Annotated in this window: 16 protein-coding genes and 1 tRNA gene; 9 read left to right on the top strand and 8 right to left on the bottom strand. The window is 52.8% G+C overall.

Annotation, left to right across the window (positions count from 1 at the left end; genetic code table 11):
- Positions 1-23 precede the first annotated feature (23 nt).
- The 3 genes from RIC05_RS08725 to RIC05_RS08715 all read left to right on the top strand — a co-directional run bounded on the left by RIC05_RS08725 (position 24) and on the right by RIC05_RS08715 (position 3,283).
- Complete coding sequence (locus tag RIC05_RS08725) at positions 24-2,381, top strand: ATP-binding protein (protein ID WP_350046766.1); 2,358 nt, start codon at positions 24-26, stop codon at positions 2,379-2,381.
- A 307-nt stretch (positions 2,382-2,688) separates the two neighbouring features.
- A complete protein-coding gene (locus tag RIC05_RS08720; RefSeq protein ID WP_350041715.1) occupies positions 2,689-2,913 on the top strand; it encodes a hypothetical protein in 225 nt (74 codons plus the stop codon).
- Positions 2,914-3,058: 145 nt separating this feature from the next.
- A complete protein-coding gene (locus RIC05_RS08715) occupies positions 3,059-3,283 on the top strand; it encodes a hypothetical protein (protein WP_350046765.1) in 225 nt (74 codons plus the stop codon).
- A gap of 244 nt (positions 3,284-3,527) precedes the next feature.
- On the opposite strand, the gene gltB is transcribed toward RIC05_RS08715, so the two are convergent.
- Both gltB and RIC05_RS08705 read right to left on the bottom strand, forming a co-directional pair.
- On the bottom strand, positions 3,528-8,093 hold the full coding sequence (gltB, locus tag RIC05_RS08710) for a glutamate synthase large subunit (protein ID WP_350046764.1): 4,566 nt from the start codon (positions 8,091-8,093) through the stop codon (positions 3,528-3,530).
- A 28-nt stretch (positions 8,094-8,121) separates the two neighbouring features.
- Positions 8,122-9,552, bottom strand: a complete 1,431-nt coding sequence (locus RIC05_RS08705; protein ID WP_350041718.1) for an NAD(P)-dependent oxidoreductase — start codon at positions 9,550-9,552, stop codon at positions 8,122-8,124.
- Between the two features lie 264 nt (positions 9,553-9,816).
- Here RIC05_RS08705 and RIC05_RS08700 point away from each other — a divergent pair, with 264 nt between their 5' ends.
- Together RIC05_RS08700 and RIC05_RS08695 are read left to right on the top strand one after the other, a co-directional pair.
- The gene (locus tag RIC05_RS08700) at positions 9,817-10,647 is read left to right on the top strand and encodes an undecaprenyl-diphosphate phosphatase (protein ID WP_350046763.1); all 831 of its coding nucleotides are present in this window, start codon (positions 9,817-9,819) and stop codon (positions 10,645-10,647) included.
- A gap of 32 nt (positions 10,648-10,679) precedes the next feature.
- Positions 10,680-11,225, top strand: a complete 546-nt coding sequence (locus RIC05_RS08695) for a GNAT family N-acetyltransferase (protein ID WP_350046762.1) — start codon at positions 10,680-10,682, stop codon at positions 11,223-11,225.
- On the opposite strand, the gene RIC05_RS08690 is transcribed toward RIC05_RS08695, so the two are convergent.
- Positions 11,222-11,497 (bottom strand): DUF3572 domain-containing protein, encoded by a 276-nt coding sequence (locus tag RIC05_RS08690; RefSeq protein ID WP_350046761.1) that lies wholly within the window; start codon positions 11,495-11,497, stop codon positions 11,222-11,224. The genes RIC05_RS08695 and RIC05_RS08690 overlap by 4 nt on opposite strands.
- 20 nt (positions 11,498-11,517) lie before the next feature.
- A complete protein-coding gene (locus RIC05_RS08685; protein ID WP_350041730.1) occupies positions 11,518-11,907 on the bottom strand; it encodes a hypothetical protein in 390 nt (129 codons plus the stop codon).
- A 299-nt stretch (positions 11,908-12,206) separates the two neighbouring features.
- On the opposite strand from RIC05_RS08685, the gene RIC05_RS08680 reads away from it, so the two are divergent.
- The gene (locus tag RIC05_RS08680; protein ID WP_350046760.1) at positions 12,207-12,944 is read left to right on the top strand and encodes a type 2 periplasmic-binding domain-containing protein; all 738 of its coding nucleotides are present in this window, start codon (positions 12,207-12,209) and stop codon (positions 12,942-12,944) included.
- Positions 12,945-13,223: 279 nt separating this feature from the next.
- Here RIC05_RS08680 and RIC05_RS08675 read toward each other — a convergent pair.
- Positions 13,224-13,311 (bottom strand) — tRNA-Leu (locus RIC05_RS08675).
- Between the two features lie 222 nt (positions 13,312-13,533).
- Here RIC05_RS08675 and RIC05_RS08670 point away from each other — a divergent pair.
- The 3 genes from RIC05_RS08670 to RIC05_RS08660 all read left to right on the top strand — a co-directional run bounded on the left by RIC05_RS08670 (position 13,534) and on the right by RIC05_RS08660 (position 16,075).
- Positions 13,534-14,934 carry an autotransporter domain-containing protein gene (locus tag RIC05_RS08670; RefSeq protein WP_350046759.1) on the top strand — a complete coding sequence of 467 codons (1,401 nt, stop codon included), beginning with the start codon at positions 13,534-13,536 and terminating at the stop codon, positions 14,932-14,934.
- Positions 14,935-15,086: 152 nt separating this feature from the next.
- Positions 15,087-15,782: a 5,6-dimethylbenzimidazole synthase gene (gene bluB / locus RIC05_RS08665; protein ID WP_350046758.1), complete on the top strand. Its 696-nt coding sequence runs from the start codon at positions 15,087-15,089 to the stop codon at positions 15,780-15,782.
- Positions 15,783-15,823: 41 nt separating this feature from the next.
- Complete coding sequence (locus tag RIC05_RS08660; RefSeq protein WP_350046757.1) at positions 15,824-16,075, top strand: hypothetical protein; 252 nt, start codon at positions 15,824-15,826, stop codon at positions 16,073-16,075.
- Between the two features lie 104 nt (positions 16,076-16,179).
- On the opposite strand, the gene RIC05_RS08655 is transcribed toward RIC05_RS08660, so the two are convergent.
- The 3 genes from RIC05_RS08655 to RIC05_RS08645 form a co-directional block, all read right to left on the bottom strand.
- The gene (locus RIC05_RS08655; RefSeq protein ID WP_350046756.1) at positions 16,180-16,953 is read right to left on the bottom strand and encodes a competence/damage-inducible protein A; all 774 of its coding nucleotides are present in this window, start codon (positions 16,951-16,953) and stop codon (positions 16,180-16,182) included.
- A 67-nt stretch (positions 16,954-17,020) separates the two neighbouring features.
- Positions 17,021-17,452, bottom strand: a complete 432-nt coding sequence (gene mutT / locus RIC05_RS08650; RefSeq protein WP_350041727.1) for an 8-oxo-dGTP diphosphatase MutT — start codon at positions 17,450-17,452, stop codon at positions 17,021-17,023.
- 83 nt (positions 17,453-17,535) lie between these two features.
- On the bottom strand, positions 17,536-18,996 hold the full coding sequence (locus RIC05_RS08645; protein WP_350046755.1) for an ankyrin repeat domain-containing protein: 1,461 nt from the start codon (positions 18,994-18,996) through the stop codon (positions 17,536-17,538).
- Positions 18,997-19,015 lie beyond the last annotated feature (19 nt).

Below are 19,015 nucleotides of genomic sequence, written 5' to 3'. Positions count from 1 at the left end.
CCTGTCAGGGGAGACAGATACGCGTGAAGAAGCTGTTAGACCGGATGATTGGCAGTCTGGTTTTCAAGATCGCATTGGCGATTGTGATCGTGGAAACCATCCTGCTTGGCCTGTTTGGCGGCTATTACGTGCAGTATTTTGGCGCAGAGATTGACCGCCGTATCGCGGAACAAATCAGCGCCCCCGGACGTCTGATTCAGGATGAACAGCTTAAAGTCTCCATCCTGAGTGATGCCGCACAAATGGAGCGGTTGCTAGGCAAACACTTACAGCAAGCCATGGCTGTTGGCTTTGACGGCACGATTTACCATGCGATTGATCCGCTTTTGGTCGGAAGTTCAATCAATGTCATGCCCGACTTTCCGCAAGATGAATTGCGTTCGAATCTGACAGATCAGGTGCTGTTCACAACGCATGACAATGGCGGCCAAAGCATGGTCTCCATCACCCCGCTTTTCAGCCTGAATGCCAGCCAGCCTTTCATGTATGTCTATCTCAAGGTCTCAACCAAAGGCCTTGAAGAAAGCCAACGTGAAATGCAATCGGTCCTGTTGGTCGGATCGGCAATGTGTATTTTGCTGACGTCGGTGCTGATTTTCCTGTTTACCCAGCACACTGTTCTAAAACGCCTGATTACAGCCGCCCAGTTCGTCAATAAAATCCAGATTGGTAAATTGGGTTCTCGCCTGACGCCAATGGGGCGCGATGAAATTGGCACACTGGAACGTGGCCTGAATGCCATGGCGGAAAGTCTGGAACGCAGAACGCAGCAACATCAGATCGCACAAGATGCCCTGCGCGACAGCGAAGAACGGTTCCGTGACTTCACCCTGTCATCGGCAGACTGGTATTGGGAAATGGGGGCGGACCTTAAAATCGCGTTCGCGTCTTATAAGTTCTATCAGCTGATCGAAGAAATTAACGGCTCTCCGCAAGGTCAATCCTTTGACAAGCTGGGCCTTCATTCTGAACATTCTGAAAGCTGGCATTACCTGCAACGCCGTCTTGATGCCCATATGGCATTCCAGAACGTTGAATTTTCATGGACATCACGCACGGGCGAAAAGCATTACGGGCGGATTAACGGTGTTCCGGTCTTTACCCTTGATGGTCGTTTTAATGGCTATCGCGGAACCGGCAGTAACATTACGGCACAACACCGTGCCGCAGAAGAACAACAGGCCCTGCAACGTCAACTTGCCACATCGCAAAAGCTTGAGGCCGTTGGCCAGATGGCCGGTGGGGTCGCGCACGAATTCAACAACTGCCTTGCCGGTATTCTGAGCTTCGCCGAAGTTGCCCGCGCCAAAGTCGATGATCCGGAACGGGTCAAAGAATATCTTGATCATGTGATCTCGCTTGGCGAGCGGGCGACAAGCGTTGCCGATCAGCTTTTGATGTTTTCCCGGCGCCGGATCGATCAACCAACCAATGTTCGGGTGGAAAGCATTTTCTCGGAAATGGAAAAGCTGCTGCTGACCCTTCTAGAACACCGGATCGAGTTGCAAATCTGGTCGAATGAGCCCGAACTTTATACCCGTGTTGATCCAACCCAGTTATCGGCCTGCATTCTTAATCTTGCGATCAATGCACGTGATGCCATGCCCGACGGCGGCACCTTGCAGATTTCATGTAGCAGCATCGACATCGCCCCACTCGCCCAGCGCGTACCCGATGAAGACGATGAAACATTCCCCGATAACATTGCCGGCGAGTTTGTTGTCATCACGGTACAGGATACCGGGACCGGCATTCCCGACGACATTGTCGACAACATCTTTGAACCCTTCTTCTCGACCAAGGAGCCGGGAAAAGGTACAGGCCTTGGCCTTTCGATTGTTCACAGCTGGGTCGAAGAAGCACACGGCTTTATTAAAGTCGAAAGCATCGAGGGCGAAGGCACAACCTTCTCGGTCTATTTGCCAAGGTCCGAAGCAGCGATCGAAACAACGCGCCATATCGACAAGATTGATAACCTCCCCGGCAATGGGGAACGCATTCTGATTGTCGATGATGAACAGGCACTCCGCACCACTGCCGGCATTATTCTGCAAGATGCCGGTTTCAGAATTGAAACCGCTAAAAGCACCGAAGAAGCCTTGGACCTTCTGAAACAAACAGAACTCAACGATCCGTTTGATGTGATCTTGACCGACGTTGTCATGTCGGGGCGCAGCGGCCCGCAATTGATTATCGAAGCATTGCGCCAGAACCAACGATACGGCGTTGTCTTCATGTCGGGCTATCCCGCAAGATCGCGCAAGGAACTCGACAAGCTTCTGGGCAATTACGTGTTTGTCAAAAAGCCGTTCCGCCCGGCCCAACTGCAAAAAGCCATTCATGACGCCATTGCTTTGCGCGCGGAACGCCAAAACTCCTAAAGCAAATTAAATGCAACATGCTTTAGTACCCGTCGCAAAACCCGATCCCGATCTGTCGAGTCCCCAACCATAACCATCCGTTCTGTGGTGCGTTGTCGCGCAATGGTTAAAAAAATATTACCCTTTCCTTATGCTTTAAATGCTTCTGATCCAACTCGTTACGGTGACCTGGTTAACCCACCCTATGGGCGGGTGTGACAGCCGTCACTTTTTCCAGCACAATTACCCCATACCATGACGTCATAGAGATTTTTTGATGTTCTCTGCGATGGGTATCGAACCCTCCCGATATGTTTACGAGGTCAGGATGATCGGCTCAGTTCAAGGTTCAGGACTTAGTTCAGCGGCACAGGCCGTAAATGATGCAATCACGCCAAATGGTGGCGCGGGCCCGACATTGCCATTCGCAGCCGCAGAAGGCGCGATCAACAAAGCAACGGGTCTGGCAAAAGTGATCGGCTCAATCGTTACAGAACATCAACCGCTTGAAACCAGTGGTTCGCGCGGTACCAAGGTTAATATCCTAACGTGATTTTTCCCTCTCGTTAGCTTCCTCCGGGGTGGTCATCGACCACCCTTTTTTTCTGTCTGGATTGTAAGCCGGGCATAATCGCCCCCGATGACAAGTTCGCCATTGCGTGCTAGGGTTGCCAACGGTTTCACACTTGGATGGCACAATGACCACCAACAGAATTGGCACAGGCTCCTCCCATACCGGGCTTCAGGATGCACGTTCACGTCCACAATTACCTGTTGGGCGCGGGCGCGGTGCGGCCGTAATCGAACTGCCATCCTCTGAAAGCTTCATTGCGGCCCAGCTTGCCCGCCTGCGCAATCTGATTGCTACTGATCAGATTGACCATAATGCGCGCCGTGGAACCTATCTCAACATTCTTCTCTAAGCATCAGCCCGGCCATCAACGCCTTTGTGTCTGACATCTGCTCCGCACGAACAGATTGGACAGCTGTGTCTAATGACTTGGCCAATTGCCCAAAGAAAAAGGCGGGCCAAATGGACCCGCCTTCTGCGTTCCCGTTATCCGAAACACATCTGACGCAAAGAAAAGTGCCCCGTACCGAAGTACGGGGCCAGTTAATTTGTCCAGGTGTGTTGGACAAGGGAGCTTGCGCAAAAGCGTGATCAGATCACGCAGTTGCCTGGTCTTCGCTCATCGAGCGAATAGGGTGTTCCAGCTTGTCGACGATTTCTTTTGGCACGATCTGCCAGAAGTGGCCGCGTTCGCGATCCCAGTTATCAAGGATGGTCCGTGCGAAACCACTTTCGGTTTCGGCAACATGCTCCTCGATAAGGGCACGGCACTGTTCGTCCCAATGCTGGGTTTCAATGCGCTGGTAAAGGATGGAGCCGTCATTGACGACATTGCCAAAGGTATTGTTGACGTCATAAATGAACGCCATGCCGCCGGTCATGCCTGCGCCAAAGTTTTCACCAACCGCACCAAGGATAACCGCCGTTCCGCCGGTCATATATTCACAACCGTTCGAACCACAGCCTTCGACAACAACAATCGCACCCGAGTTACGAACACAGAAGCGTTCACCCGCCTGACCGGCCGCAAACAGCTTACCTGCAGTCGCACCATACAGAATGGTGTTGCCGATGATGGTGTTTTCGTTGGTTTTAAGCGGGCTGGAAGGCCGCGGGCGCAGAACAATCGTCCCACCCGAAAGACCCTTACCAACATAATCGTTGGCATCGCCCTGAACTTCGATCTTAAGCCCCTGAACCGCAAAGGCACCAAGCGACTGACCAGCCGAACCGCGCAGACGCACATGAAGGTGACCCGGTTTCAGGCCCGTCATGCCGTATTTCTGCGTGATCAGTGACGACATCCGGGTCCCAATCGCACGCTGGGTGTTCTGGATGTTGTACTGAAGCTGCATCTTCTCGCCGTCTTCCAAAAGCGGACGGGCATCTTTGATCATTTGGGCGTCAAGCGTGTCAGGCACTTCGTTGCGACCGACAATCGTGCAGAAACGTGCACGGCCACCTGCGTCGGCCTGAGCCAGCAACGGGTTCAGGTCGAGGTCGACAAGGTCTTTCGCACCACGGTGCACCTGCTGAAGCAGGTCCGAGCGGCCAATCACGTCTTCAAGCTTGTCATAGCCAAGCTCAGCCAGAACGTCTTTGACTTCCTCGGCCATGAAGGTGAACAGATTGACCAGTTTATCGGCCGTTCCCGTGAACTTGGCACGCAGTGCCGGGTCCTGGGTACAAACGCCAACCGGGCAAGTGTTCGAATGGCACTGACGCACCATGATACAACCAAGTGCGATCAGGGACGCGGTACCGATACCAAATTCTTCAGCACCAAGCATCGCCCCAATCACAACGTCACGGCCGGTTTTGAAACCGCCATCAACACGCAACTTAACTTTGTCACGCAGGTTGTTCAGGGTGAGAACCTGATTTACTTCCGACAGGCCCATTTCCCAAGGAATACCGGCATATTTGATCGAGGTCTGCGGGCTTGCACCCGTACCACCATCATAACCGGAAATCAGGATCACATCGGCTTTCGCCTTGGCGACACCGGCGGCAATCGTGCCAACACCGGAACGCGACACCAGTTTGACGCAAACTTTACACCGCGGATTGATCTGTTTCAGATCGTAAATCAGCTGTGCCAGATCCTCGATCGAATAGATATCGTGATGCGGCGGCGGCGAAATCAGAGTCACACCCGGGGTCGCATTACGCAACTGGGCGATTTCAACCGTGACCTTAAAGCCCGGCAGCTGACCACCTTCACCCGGTTTTGCACCCTGAGCGACCTTGATCTGAATTTCTTCGCAGTTATTAAGGTATTCCGCCGTCACACCAAAGCGACCTGAGGCAACCTGTTTGATCGAGGAACGCGCATTGTCACCGTTCGCACGCGGACGGAAACGTTCACGCGATTCACCACCTTCACCGGAGTTCGATTTCGCACCAATGCGGTTCATGGCAATCGCCAGCGCTTCGTGGGTTTCGGTCGAAAGCGCACCATGGGACATGCCCGGTGTCACGAAACGCTTGCGAATTTCGGTGATGCTTTCAACTTTATCCTGATGAAGTGCTGTCCGGTCACTGCGGAAATCAAGCAAATCACGAAGATGTAGCGGTTCACGCGACCGCAGGCCTTCAGAAAACTTGCGGAACGTGTTGTAGCTGCCCGTCGAAACAGACGACTGCAGTGTATGGATCAGCGGACCGGTCCAAACGTGACGTTCGCCCGAACGACGGTATTTATAAAGACCACCAACCGGCAGGGTGATGACATTGCCGTTAAAGGCTTCTTTGTGCTGCGCAATGCAGCGACGCTGAATACCCTGAAGACCAATCCCTGAAATACGCGACGGCATGCCCGGGAAGAATTCAGCCACCAGCGACCGCGAAAGACCAATACTTTCGAAGTTATAGCCACCGCGATACGAACTGATGATCGAAATGCCCATTTTGGACATGATCTTCAAAAGACCGGCATCAATGGCCGCCTTGAAACGCTGCATGACTTCGGCAGTGCTGTTCACATTCGGGAACAGACCCCGTGCGTAACGGTCCAAAAGACCTTCCTGCGCGAGATACGCGTTCACCGTGGTCGCACCGACACCGATCAGAACCGCAAAGTAATGCACATCCATGCATTCTGCTGAACGCACATTGAGCGAAATATACGTCCGAAGCGACGTTTTCACGAGATGGCTGTGAACGCCACCGGTCGCAAGAACCATCGGCATTGCAGCCCGTTCTTCGGAAATGTTTTCATCGGTCAGAATGATGTGCAAGGCACCGCCGCGCACAGCTTCTTCGGCTTCGCGCTGAATGCGTGAAATCGCATCGCGCAAGGCCGTTGCGCCGCCACCGATGTCAAATGTGGTGTCAATTTCAACCGCAGTTTCACCCATATAGCCGCGCATGGCGTCATATTCGGCGTTGGTCAGAACCGGGCTTTCCAGCTGCAGCAAATCACACTGGCTTTCGTCCTCGTCAAGGACGTTACCAAGATTGCCCAGACGGGTTTTCAGGCTCATGACACGGGCTTCACGAAGTGAATCGATCGGCGGGTTGGTCACCTGTGCAAAGTTCTGGCGGAAGAAGTGATGCAGACCACGATACCGATCCGACAGAATCGCAAGCGGGGTATCATCGCCCATCGAACCGATGGCTTCTTTGCCGTCTTCACCCATCGGGTGCAGGATCAGTTCCAGATCTTCGTGGGTCAGCCCCATGGATTTCTGAAGACGCAGCAGGCGTTCTTTTTCAATATGGGACGGTTCGGTATGTTCCGGTGAAATCAGGTCATCAAGCACCTTGGTGCGACCAACCCATTTCGACCAGTCACGGCGATTTGCCAGTTTGTCTTTCAATTCGCCGTCATGGAACAGCTTGCCTTCGGCAAGGTTGACCGCAATCATCTGGCCCGGTCCAAGCCGGCCTTTTTCAATGCAGCTTTCTTCGTCGATATGGACCATGCCGGCTTCGGAACCGGCAATCAAAAGACCATTGCCCGTCACCGCATACCGCAGCGGACGCAGACCGTTACGGTCCGTACCACCCATCAGCCATTCACCGCCATAAGCAGCAAGGGCTGCCGGGCCGTCCCACGGTTCCATCACAGCGTTACAATAGGCGTAAAGGTTTTTGTAGTTATCTGGTGTCGATGCCTTTTTCGACCAGGCTTCCGGTACCATCATGGTTTTCACCATCGGCAGGTCACGGCCCGCACGCACCATCAGCTCAAACACGGCATCAAGGGCAGCCGAGTCTGACGAACCGGGCTGAATAACCGGTTTAAGGTCATCAATGCTGTCGGCAAAAGCTTCGTGCGCCATGCGCGCTTCGTGGCTTTTCATCCAGTTGACGTTGCCTCGCAGCGTGTTGATTTCGCCGTTATGGGCCAAAACACGGAACGGCTGTGCTAACGGCCAGCTTGGGAAGGTGTTGGTCGAATAGCGCTGATGATAAACGCAGAAGTTCGAAATGAAACGTTCGTCGCGCAGATCCGGATAGAAGGTATCAACGTCTTCTGCAAGGAACATGCCCTTATAGATCACCGAACGGCACGACATCGAACAGATGTAGAAATCCTTGATCGCTTCGGACAGAACGGCTTTTTCAATGCGGCGACGAATGGCGTAAAGATCGATCTCGAACTTTTCTTCATTCACGTCATCGCGCACACCGATCAGAACCTGTTCGATTTCCGGGCGCGTCTGGTTTGCTTTTTCACCGATGACCGACACATCAACCGGAACCTGACGCCAACCAAGAATGCCGTAACCCTGTTTGAGTATCTCGGTTTCAACAATTGCACGGCAACGTTCCTGGGCTGCCATGTCGATACGCGGCAAGAACACCTGACCGACTGCGATCAGGGTATCGGGTGCTTCCTGATTGATGACTTTAAGATATGCCTTAAAGAAATCCTGCGGGATCTGAAGATGGATACCAGCGCCATCACCGGTTTTACCGTCGGCGTCAACAGCACCACGGTGCCAGATGGCTTTCAGTGCTTCGATACCGGCTTCAACAACTTCGCGCCGTGGTTTGCCGTCAATGGCGCCGACAAGACCCACACCACAGTTGGCGTGTTCTTCTGCCGGGTCATACATGCCACTGGCTTGCAGATGGGCTGCGTTTTTCTCAAAACGGGCGATGTCGGCAGCGGCCCGGCTTTGATCCATTTTGTCCTGAACGATCTTGTTCATAACTCTCTCTCCTAATGCGGCAGCGGGCTTAAGCAGCAGCTTCTTTGCGCGCCAGCAAATATTCATCAATCCGGTCTGCCGCATCACGGCCATCGCGAATTGCCCAAACCACAAGCGATGCACCACGGGCAATATCACCAGCAGCAAACACGCCATCAAGATTCGTCATCATGGAACGGAAGTCGATTTTGACAGTTCCCCAACGTGACACACCAAGTTCCGGCGCATCAAACAGGGTCGGCAAATCTTCCGGCTCAAAACCAAGGGCCGTAATCACCATGTCGGCATCCATGGTATAGCTCGAACCTTCGATGATTTCCGGGCTCTGACGGCCGCCGGCATCCGGTGCGCCAAGGCGCATCTTGATCGCACGCACACCTGTTACCTTGTCGTCGCCAACAAAGGCTTCCGGGTTGGTCAGCCAGACAAATTCAACGCCTTCTTCTTCTGCATTGGCCACTTCGCGCTGTGAACCGGGCATGTTTGCACGGTCACGACGATAAAGACATTTGACCGATTTCGCACCCTGACGGATCGCCGTACGGACACAGTCCATCGCGGTATCACCACCACCGATCACGACAACATTCTTGTCCTTGGCATTCAGGGTTCCGTCGTCATAGGCCGGAACATTATCGCCAAGACCCTGACGGTTCGACGTCGTCAGATATTCAAGGGCCGGATAAACGTTGTTCAGGCCAGCACCGGGCAGTTTCAAGTCGCGGGCTTTGTAAACGCCGGTCGCGATCAGAACGCTGTCATGTTTTTTGCGAAGATCATCAAGGGTGGCGTCACGACCGACTTCAAATTCGGTATGCATGACAACACCGCCCTCTTCGAGCAGTTTCACACGGCGTTCAACAACGTCTTTTTCAAGTTTGAAACCCGGAATACCATAAACCAGCAAACCACCGATGCGGTCATAACGGTCATAGATATGAACTTCATATCCTTTAAGACGCAGTTGTTCGGCTGCAGCCATCCCGCCGGGGCCACCACCGATGATGCCAACAGACATGCCGTTTTCTTTGGTCGGTTTGGGAGCCTTGACCCAACCGTTCGCAAAGGCAGTGTCCGTAATGTATTTTTCGACCGACCCAATGGTGACAGCACCATGGGTTGACTGTTCAATGACGCAATTGCCTTCACACAGGCGATCCTGCGGGCAAATACGACCCGTGACTTCCGGCATATTGTTGGTGGCAGCCGAGATGGCATAAGCCTCTTCAAGGCGCCCTGCGGTCGTCAGGCTAAGCCAGTCGGGGATATTGTTATAAAGCGGGCAATGTGCCTGGCAGAACGGCACACCGCACTGTGAACAACGCGACGATTGATCAGCAGCGGAGCTATCCTCGAAAGGCTCATAAATCTCGTTAAAATCCGTGCGGCGTGCGGACGCCTCTCTTTTGTGCGGATATTTTTGTTCGAGATGAACAAATTTCAGCATCTTTTCTGTCATGACGGCCCTCTGGAAGGGTTTTATGTTGCGGGTTTCGCCTTGTATACGTGGCAAACACGCAAGAATCTAGCACAAAATAGCTGATACGACAGAAATACTGACCTAAATATCCATACTATTTTTCAGGTCTTCGGGATTCCCCTGCCAAATCCCTCGGCAATAAAGTTTCAATAGTACCAAAATGGTACTATTAATGCATTTCGCGCAAATGCGCTAAACTGCTATAAGCGATGAGTTTTTCCGCGAACAGCCATAGAGGCCAGAGTGACCCTACAGCACATAATTCTTCTGGCGGTCGTTCAGGGGATCACCGAATTCCTTCCGATCAGCTCATCTGGCCATTTGGTTCTTGCTCCTGCACTAACAGGAAGCCCGGATCAGGGTTTATTGGTAGATGTCGCCGTCCATATCGGGACTCTGGCAGCAGTATTGATCTATTTCTGGCGTGATGTGTTTGCCATGCTTGGCGGATTCGTTCTGTTGCTTACCGGGCGAATCAACACGGGGGCCCGTCTTGCCCTTCATATTGTTCTGGCAACCATTCCGGTCGTTGCGATTGGCTTCTATTTCAAAGTCTCGGGCATTGAAGAACAGCTGCGCTCGATCGAGATCATTGCCTGGACCACGCTTGGCTTTGGCATTCTGCTGTGGATTGCCGATAAGATCGGGATGACGATCAACCGTCTGGAACATATGCGCTGGGGCGGTGCCTTGTTCATCGGACTGGCACAGGTGCTGGCCCTTATTCCCGGTACCAGCCGTTCAGGCATCACCATGACAGCTGCACGTTTCATGGGGTATGAGCGATCAGATGCCGCCCAGTTCTCCATGCTGATGTCTATTCCGGTTATTCTGGGTGCTGGCCTTCTGGCTGGCATTGATCTGCATCAGGGGGGCAATATTCAACTGAACAAAGACGTTCTTCTTGCTGTTGGCCTGTCATTTGTCACTGCCCTGATCGCGATCAGCGTTCTGATGAACTGGCTTAAACGATCCACCTTCACGCCCTTTGCCATCTATCGTGTTCTGCTTGGCATCGCGATTCTAGTCTGGATTTACGTTTACGACAGTGCACCGTTACCGTTCCTAAGCTAGTCACACCCTACCGACCAACCGAGTCCTCGCCTATGTATTTGCGCCCTCTTGATCCGGTTGCCGATGGCCCGGCATTGCATGTCATTTTTGGCGATCCGCAATGCTGCCTTTGGCTTCCTGATCCAGCTTTTCCCGATGTCGATACAACCATCGCCAAACTGAAATTATGGACTGACGGGGTTGAAGAAACATCGTGGGTGATCGCGCAATCACCTGACGGCCCCGCTCTTGGCAGGATTTCGTTTTACAATATCGGTCGCGATAAGGACGTTTGGGAAGCCGCCTGCATGGTATCGCCACAAGCCCGTGGGCAGAACTATGCCGCACGCGCTTTATCTGTTGCGATCAAACATCTGTTTTCGACCACAACAGCACGGCGCATCTATGCCGATATTGACCCGGACAACCATGCTTCAATGAAAACGTTCGAGAAATTGGGATTCACCCAAGAAGGCGTTTTGCGTGGCGAATGGGAAACCCATATCGGCATTCGTGATTCGGTGATTTATGGCCTGCTCCGCACAGACCTAGAGCCCGACATAGCCCCGGAACCAACTATGATTGGGCGCGTGCGTTAATCCTGCCAGATCGGCCCGCCCGATAAGACAATCTGCGCGCGTGCCGGGTCTTCGGGGGCATAGCCAGCGTCTTCGACAAAGCGCATTAAAAACGGTTCGTGCGACAGCAGAAAATCAAGCGCGCCACGTTGCACTTCGTTTGATGCAATCCCGGCCCGCAGATCATCAAGCCCCATGCCCGTCTGTGCAACAAGGCCTTCCAGCAGTTCATCATCACCCGCAATGTGGGCAATGGCGCGAATGGCAAGCGTTTCCGCAGCTTCTTTGTTCATATTACGTTACGTCCGAGAGATTATTTAAACCAATTTGCCTTGGCCATCGCCCGCCAGATCACGAGTCCGGCAACCACAATGACCCCGGCGGCAATACCACCAAGTCCGTTACCCGCAACCAGCACCAAGCCCCAGAACCCAACCGTCCCGAAACCAATCGCAAGACTAAGGAAAGCTGACTTTGTCAGGGTGTCCTGATTTTTCTGGGCAGCTTCGGCACGCTTAAGCTCATCGACGATCTCGTACCAGGCAATTTGCTGCCAACGGGAATATTTAAGTCCCTTGCGCGGACCTTTGCGCAAGAACTCATCAAGCTGCTTGACGATATTCGCCGCGCGTTCTTCCGGCACAACATATTTGCCAAACCGTTCTTTCTTGCGCGGGCCTTCGTCTTCTTCTTTCTCGATCATATTCACTGGATCACTTCCGCCTTGGCGTGCAACACTGCATCACCTTCTGGTTTTAGCCCCAACGAATTTAAATCCGGTAAACCAAAACCATATGTGCATTCCGTCACAGCAAAGACGAATAGTACACGTTATGTGGCTGCAGAATTTAATTTCGCGACACGATCTGGATGAAACGGCGATAGAACAATGACTTCGCCAATGGCCAACCATCACGCTATTACTTTTGCCAACGCCACGCCTAAAAACAGTCCAGGATCAGTCATACATACATACTAGATGACAATAATTTGGATCGGCAGATGCTGCGCACGCTTGGAAGTCTTGGATTTCTGCTTGTTATTCCCTTTCTTACGCCATCAACCGGACACGCGTCCGATGATAACAGCATAGAAATCATCGCATCTTGCAGCCCCTGGCCACCGTATGTTGTCGACGGGGCAAAGCCGGGCGGCATTCTGGTTGAATATGTCGAAGAATTGCTGACATCGTTCGGCTACAAACCCAAAATCGAAGTTTACCCTTGGAAACGTGCCATTGATGCCGCGCAAGACGGCGCCATTGATGTGATCTTTTGCGCCGAGTCCGGTCAGGCAAACGCCTATGGGTTAAACTATGAATTCCCCATTTTGATCAGCGACACCATATTGCTGTCTCACCGTGAATTTCCACTTGATGCCGGCCAATTGTGGGATCACCGCATCGCTGTCGGGGCCGGATATTGGTACGGAGATGTGTTTGAAAGTCGGCGCAAGGATGTTGAAACCATCGAAGTCGTCGATGACCTGACCATCTTGCGCATGGTCGCAAGCAAACGTGCGGATGCCGGTTTGATGGAAAAGGCCGTTGCAGACAACCTCATCCTGACCTATCCGGAACTTGGTGATATGCTCCATATCAGTCGTCAGCCGGTGGCAACCCAGACATTCTATTTCGCGACATCTCCGGAAACGAAAATAAACATACGCAGCCTACGCCGCCATTTGGCTGTGGCAAAACCACTGCCAATCATGCAGCAAATTAATCCGGATACATTTTAAGGCTGGGATCATCGCAACTTTCGTCGCGATGATGGATCCTCACAGCGTTTAGGCAACGACCAGTGCTGTGACGGCGATAATGCCGAATGCGATCAGATGGATCATCTTCATTCTCCTGAATTTGCGTAGCGCAAATGTCGTCCCAACAGCAGCAAAAAGCACCTGTTACAGGACGGCGAAGAACCTGTTTGCACCGGAAAACAGGTTTTTTAATGGCACCGTTCAAACCGATAGATGCCCGTCATCTCAGATGTATCGTGGGAATTTAGTCGGGGGATATGGTGCGGGCGGCCGGACTTGAACCGGCAAAGCCTTTAGGGCCGGCGGATTTTAAGTCCGCTGCGTTTACCAATTTCGCCACGCCCGCAAAGCGCGTGAAAGCCAGCTTTCCAACCGGCAGATCAGGGTTCTAGCGCGACTTTAAGATCGGTGCAACATCCTATTGCCGGTTTCCTGATTACCCCGCCTTTTGATCGGGCCCGATCACTTTCCCAACGCCAATTGCAGCACGATTGCCTGCCTTTCTCCACATTCCTTGCACTTTTCCCGACCATAGTGAACAGCCTCAACAATCAAAGCGCTGTTATTCATGCACAAGGATCTGAAAACTGCACTGACAGCGACAGTGTATCTGGCAAGTGTTGGCCTGTTTCAGCACTATGGCATTATTCCGCGCTTCTTGCCGCTGGCCTTGGCCCGCGAAGATGGCGCACGTCCTGATGCGCCGATCCTGCGCAGCGAAACCCTTAACCGTGCCCATAACCGCCGCCGTCATATGGACCGTCTTTACGACAAGATGGACGATGATCTTTATGACACGACATTTGCGCCGCTTTTTCTGGAAAATGCGCTTCCTTCCGACGACCCATCAGCAAGCAGACTACAATTCGGTTCGACCGACGACATCCTGCAACAAGCTTTCAGCGGCCGCGCCGCCCTGACATCGCTTGCGGGCAAGATTGATTTTGACAGTGCCGCGGGCACCTTCCCAACCCAGTCCCGCACCTTCCGCACACCCATCAGCATCTGGGTGTCTGGCAACATTACCGACCTTGAAAACCGCATCACCGGGTCCGGTTACGATCCGGGGTTAAGTGGTGATACGGTATCTATCGACAGTGGCGTTGACTATTTGATTGATGACGGGCTTGTTGTCGGGCTTGGTGTTGGCTGGGGCAGCACGCTTGGCGAATCCGCTGCACGACAATTGCGCTATCGCGAAAGCAACTTGTCCGTATCACCCTATTTCGTTGCTCGCATGACCGACTGGCTAAACCTGCGCGGCAGTCTCAGCATGGGCAAAAGCACGATCACGCAATCAGCCATCGGCACAGTCCCCGACGACTTGCGCTATGCGGAAACCCTTGGCAGCAGCACCATCTCCAACACAATCGGTTTTGGCTCAAAATATGAATTTGGCATCCTGCCTGTCAGCGTGGAGCTTTATGGCGACATGATCACGGCCCGCGAATATGTGCAGAACGCACGCGCAGATGATGGCACCATGATAATTGGCAATACTGCGACAACACGCCTGTTTGATGCCGGGGCTGAAGGACGTTATCGCCTGCTTATGGGCGATCACGTGATCGTCCCGTTTGCCGGACAGGAACAAACCATATCAATGATGAACCAGAATTACGGGCGCAGTGGATCGACACGCTATTACGCCGGTTCCGAATATGCTTATGAACCCTTGAATTTCGACATGAGCATTCAGGGTTTTCGCGAAATGGCAACCAACGCCGACCTTGTTGAAGGCATCCGTTCCGAGTTCGCCCTAACCCACGACTTGCCGCGCGGATATGCAACACTTCAGCCTTTTATCAATGTCGAAAGTACCAATCTCTATATCGATACCGGGGGTGGGATGACCTATGACTGGGGACGCATTCCCGGCCAAGTCAACTTTGAAGTCCGCCGCAAATTTACCTATGAAATCCACCATCGCGATTATACCGGTTTGGTCAGCATCGATTTCCCTTTCTAAACCCGGCCTTGTTTCGTAACCACAGCCGAGAAAATCAACGCGATTCTATGAAGCTTTTGCCAGGATGCGTATCTTGCTATTGGCGTTCACCCCTGTGGCGAGTAGGGTGCAAAACATAATGAACATATACGCCAATTCCAGCAGGCCTGCGCATGACCGAAACTGATCGACAAGACGCCAGCGGCACCAACGGCACCAAAAATGCGGGCGTTACCCCACCCGTCTTTGACCAGGTTTTCCAAAAGCAATTTATTGATCTTTTGCTATGGCGGCGCGATGTCCGTCGGTTTCGCACCGATACCATCCCGCAAGCGGACATCAATGATCTGATCAAGGAAGCCTGCCTTGCACCGTCGGTTGGCAATTGTCAGCCATGGCGCTTTGTAAAGGTCAATGACCGGGCGCGCCGCAAGGCCATTCGCGACAGTTTTGAACGGGCCAATGCCGAAGCTCTGAACGAATATCACGGTGAACGGGCCAAGCTTTATGCTTCGCTAAAACTACAGGGCATGGATCAAGCCCCGGTACAATTGGCAGTCTTTGCCGATGAAGAAACCGAAGCTGGCATGGGCTTGGGCCGTAAAACCATGCCGGAAATGCTTGATTATTCTGCGGTCGCAGCAGTGCAATTGCTGTGGCTGGCTGCACGGGTAAAGGGCATCGGGGTCGGCTGGGTATCGATTTTGGAACCGGAAGTCGTCGGCAAGACGTTGGACGTCCCGGATCACTGGCGCCTGATCGCCTATCTTTGCATCGGCTATCCCGAAGAAGACCATGTGGTGCCCGAACTGGTGCGCGAAGGCTGGCAGGACCGTATTGATCCAGATGCGCTCACCCTTGAACGTTGATCCGATCCACACTTAATATTTCAGAACACAAGGATATCAGGATGTCTGCGGAAAACAGCCAACAGACCAACCCCGAACAGCCCGAAAAAAAGGGCCTGCCCAACAAGGTCTATTTCAAGATCATGGGTTACTTGCTGACCGCAGCCTGGGTTGGCTTCATTTTGGCCGCATCTGGCGGTGATACCAACCACCCGCTGTTTGATTATATCTTTGTGGTGCCATTGGCCGGTTGGATCATCGGCATGATTATCGCGCGAATCATTGCCAAAAAAACCGGCGCCGACCGTCCTTGAGCCCGTCACCAAACAGACCAAAGGCGCCGTGATGGCGCCTTTTTTGTTTTAAAGTCGTTGCTGAATCTAGTGCTGCTCAAACCTCGTCATCCGCGTAACCTTGATCAGGCCCCTGCCGTTTCGACCGCACCGGTATCTTCAATCACATCGCGACCACCTTCAATGATTGCCAGACGAATGCGTTCTGATGCCTGATTAACATCATCGGCACTCTCACTGCGAACCACCAAGGTCGTGCCAAGCTTACCTTCACGCAGGAACGGATAAGACCCGATATCGGCTTGCGGGAAATCATCCTGAATTTCGGCCAGCACTTTGGCAATTGATCCTTCGGCGATATAGCCGCCTACAGAACGTGACACCATCGGTTTCCCCCCGATCAACTGATGTTTAATCCCCTGGAACATCACCTGCATGATCATGGGCACACCGGCCAGAACATAAACGTTTTCCATGCGGAAACCCGGGGCCTTGGAAATCGGGTTTTGTACCAGCTCCGCCCCGACCGGCACATGCGCCATGCGCAGACGTGCTTCATTCAGGTCTTCAGGGTTTTCATAATGGCTTTTCAACAATGCGTGCGCCTCTGCATTCAGGGCATTCTCAACCCCGAACGCCTTGGCAATGCAGTTTGATGTGATGTCATCATGGGTCGGGCCGATCCCGCCCGTGGTAAAGACATAATCAAACTTCGCCCGGCATTCATTGACGGTTTCAACGATGGTGTCTTCGATATCGGGTATGACGCGGGTTTCGGCCAAGCGCACGCCGATCTTGTTCAATTCTTCTGCCAGATACGGCAGGTTCTTGTCATGGGTGCGACCAGACAGGATTTCATTGCCAATAATAATCAGACAGGCCCGTACCGGATCAGACATCACATCCCCATAACTTCAAACGAGTTTTCGCATTTCATAAACCATACGTCGCAAAGATGCGCATGGCTCACAGAAAATCGCGCAACATGGCAACAAGCGGCACATCAGCCGGCGGCATCGGGTAATCCCCCAACCGCACCGGACGCACCCATTTAACCTGCTGGCCTTCCATCGGGGTGATTTCCCCCTTCCAGACGCGGCACAGATAAAGCGGCATCATCAGATGAAAATCATCATAGGTGAAAGACGCAAAGGTAAAGGGTGCCAGACAGCTTTCGGTGATATCAATGCCAAGCTCTTCTTTAAGCTCGCGCACCAAAGCCATTTCCGGGGTTTCCCCGGCTTCGACCTTACCACCGGGAAATTCCCAAAGGCCCGCCATGGATTTACCTTCCGGGCGCTGAGCGATCAAAACGCGATGATCGGCATCGACCAGTGCCACCGCACTGACAAACACCGTCTTTTCCGGAATTTTACCCTGCCGCAGGTCAACCGACATGCAGCCTTTATCTGGTTGTACTATTGTCATGGCACTGTTTTATCGTGCAACTCGGCTTTCGCCAAGTGGCCCATCAACTTATTTCATTGCGACGTAATCAAGTTCAGAAGAGCTGCACGATCCTTGTCCGAAATCGATGCGTTCCCCGGCAAATCATCACGCCCCACAAGGTAATCTTGTGTAGAAAATCCGACATCATCGAGCACATCAACCTTTGCACCAGCGGCGATTAACACCTTAACAACATCAATGTCTCCAGATGCCGCGCCATAATGAATTGCAGTCCGGCGACCATGACGGGGATAAACCCATTCATCCCCCGCTATGGTCCGCGCTTCAACATTGGCCCCATGGGCCAGAAGCCATTTAACAGCATCAACATTGCCAAGCTGTGACGCTGTCATAAGTGCTGTTTTGCCAAATTCATTGCGGGCTTCGACATCCGGGAAATAGCCATTCCCCCACAAGACATCAAGGCTATCGGGGCGTGCCACAGCGACATGCAATAATCCGTCAATGCCACCGAAGGCTGCACATTTTTCGAATAAATTTGCATCATGGCCTTTGCCCTGTTGCGCGATTTTTTCAATCTCGGCAATCGGATGCCCTTCAATCAACATCACGCGCACAGAGGAGGATGGCACTACGGTCTGACAATCTGCGCCATAAACAACCCCAAACAGCGTTTCACGGACAATCCGGTCAACTGCCACAGGGGACTTACCATTTTCCTGCCAATATGACCTTAGGGCGGTGCTTACCGGCACAGCCGCCGCAGAGATCGCCGTGTAAGTATGTCGGTTTGCCCATGACAGATACGACCACATCTGGAACGGCTGACGGGTGCCGGTTGGTGCAGACTGCAATGCATCAGGGTTAAGCATGGCGGTCTGAACATCAGCCTGTTGGGCTGCGGCCTGTGCGAAACGGATTGTTCCCTGCCCCGGGTCAAACATTCCACCCGTCGCCCGCTCTGCCGCGGCCATATAATCGTTTAATGCATTGATCGGATATCCAGCGACCTCACCCCGCCCCCAGACACAGCCGGACCGTGGCAAGAAATTGTCCCGATTCCCGCCAAACATGGGTTCGGTTGCTTCGGTAAGTTCCGGCTTCTTCTGCAGAACGGCACAGGGGATGGCATAGAATGCTGAATCCGTCGTGGCATAGCCAGAACTTGAAGCCAGAATTATTGTTGGCCCCAAACTGTTTGCCGTTCCGTCAAAGGGCAGAGTTCGCCCCACCACATCGCGTTCAAAGTCATCGGTAAGAGGCAATGTTTCGCCATCAATTTGCGCCTGCAAATCCCGGATATCATTGTTGCGGTCCGGGTCATCTGGCTTAAAGGCAAACAAGAACAACATTCGGTCCAGAAGCCCGACAGCATCATGCCGATCAAAAACCATCTTCTCGGCCATGCCCGGATCCACGGCCATGTTTGCGATTGCAGCTTCATAGTCACGATCATCTGCAATCGCATCTGATGCAGATACAATCAACATAACCGCGGGAACCACCGCCAAGATGGTCTTGAATGTTTTCATTGCCCCTGCCTCATCCTGA

It is taken from the genome of Thalassospira sp. (assembly GCF_040218635.1).
Taxonomy (GTDB): Bacteria; Pseudomonadota; Alphaproteobacteria; order Rhodospirillales; family Thalassospiraceae; genus Thalassospira.
Note: the sequence above shows the minus strand (reverse complement) of the source record. Positions and strands in the feature narration are given on the sequence as shown.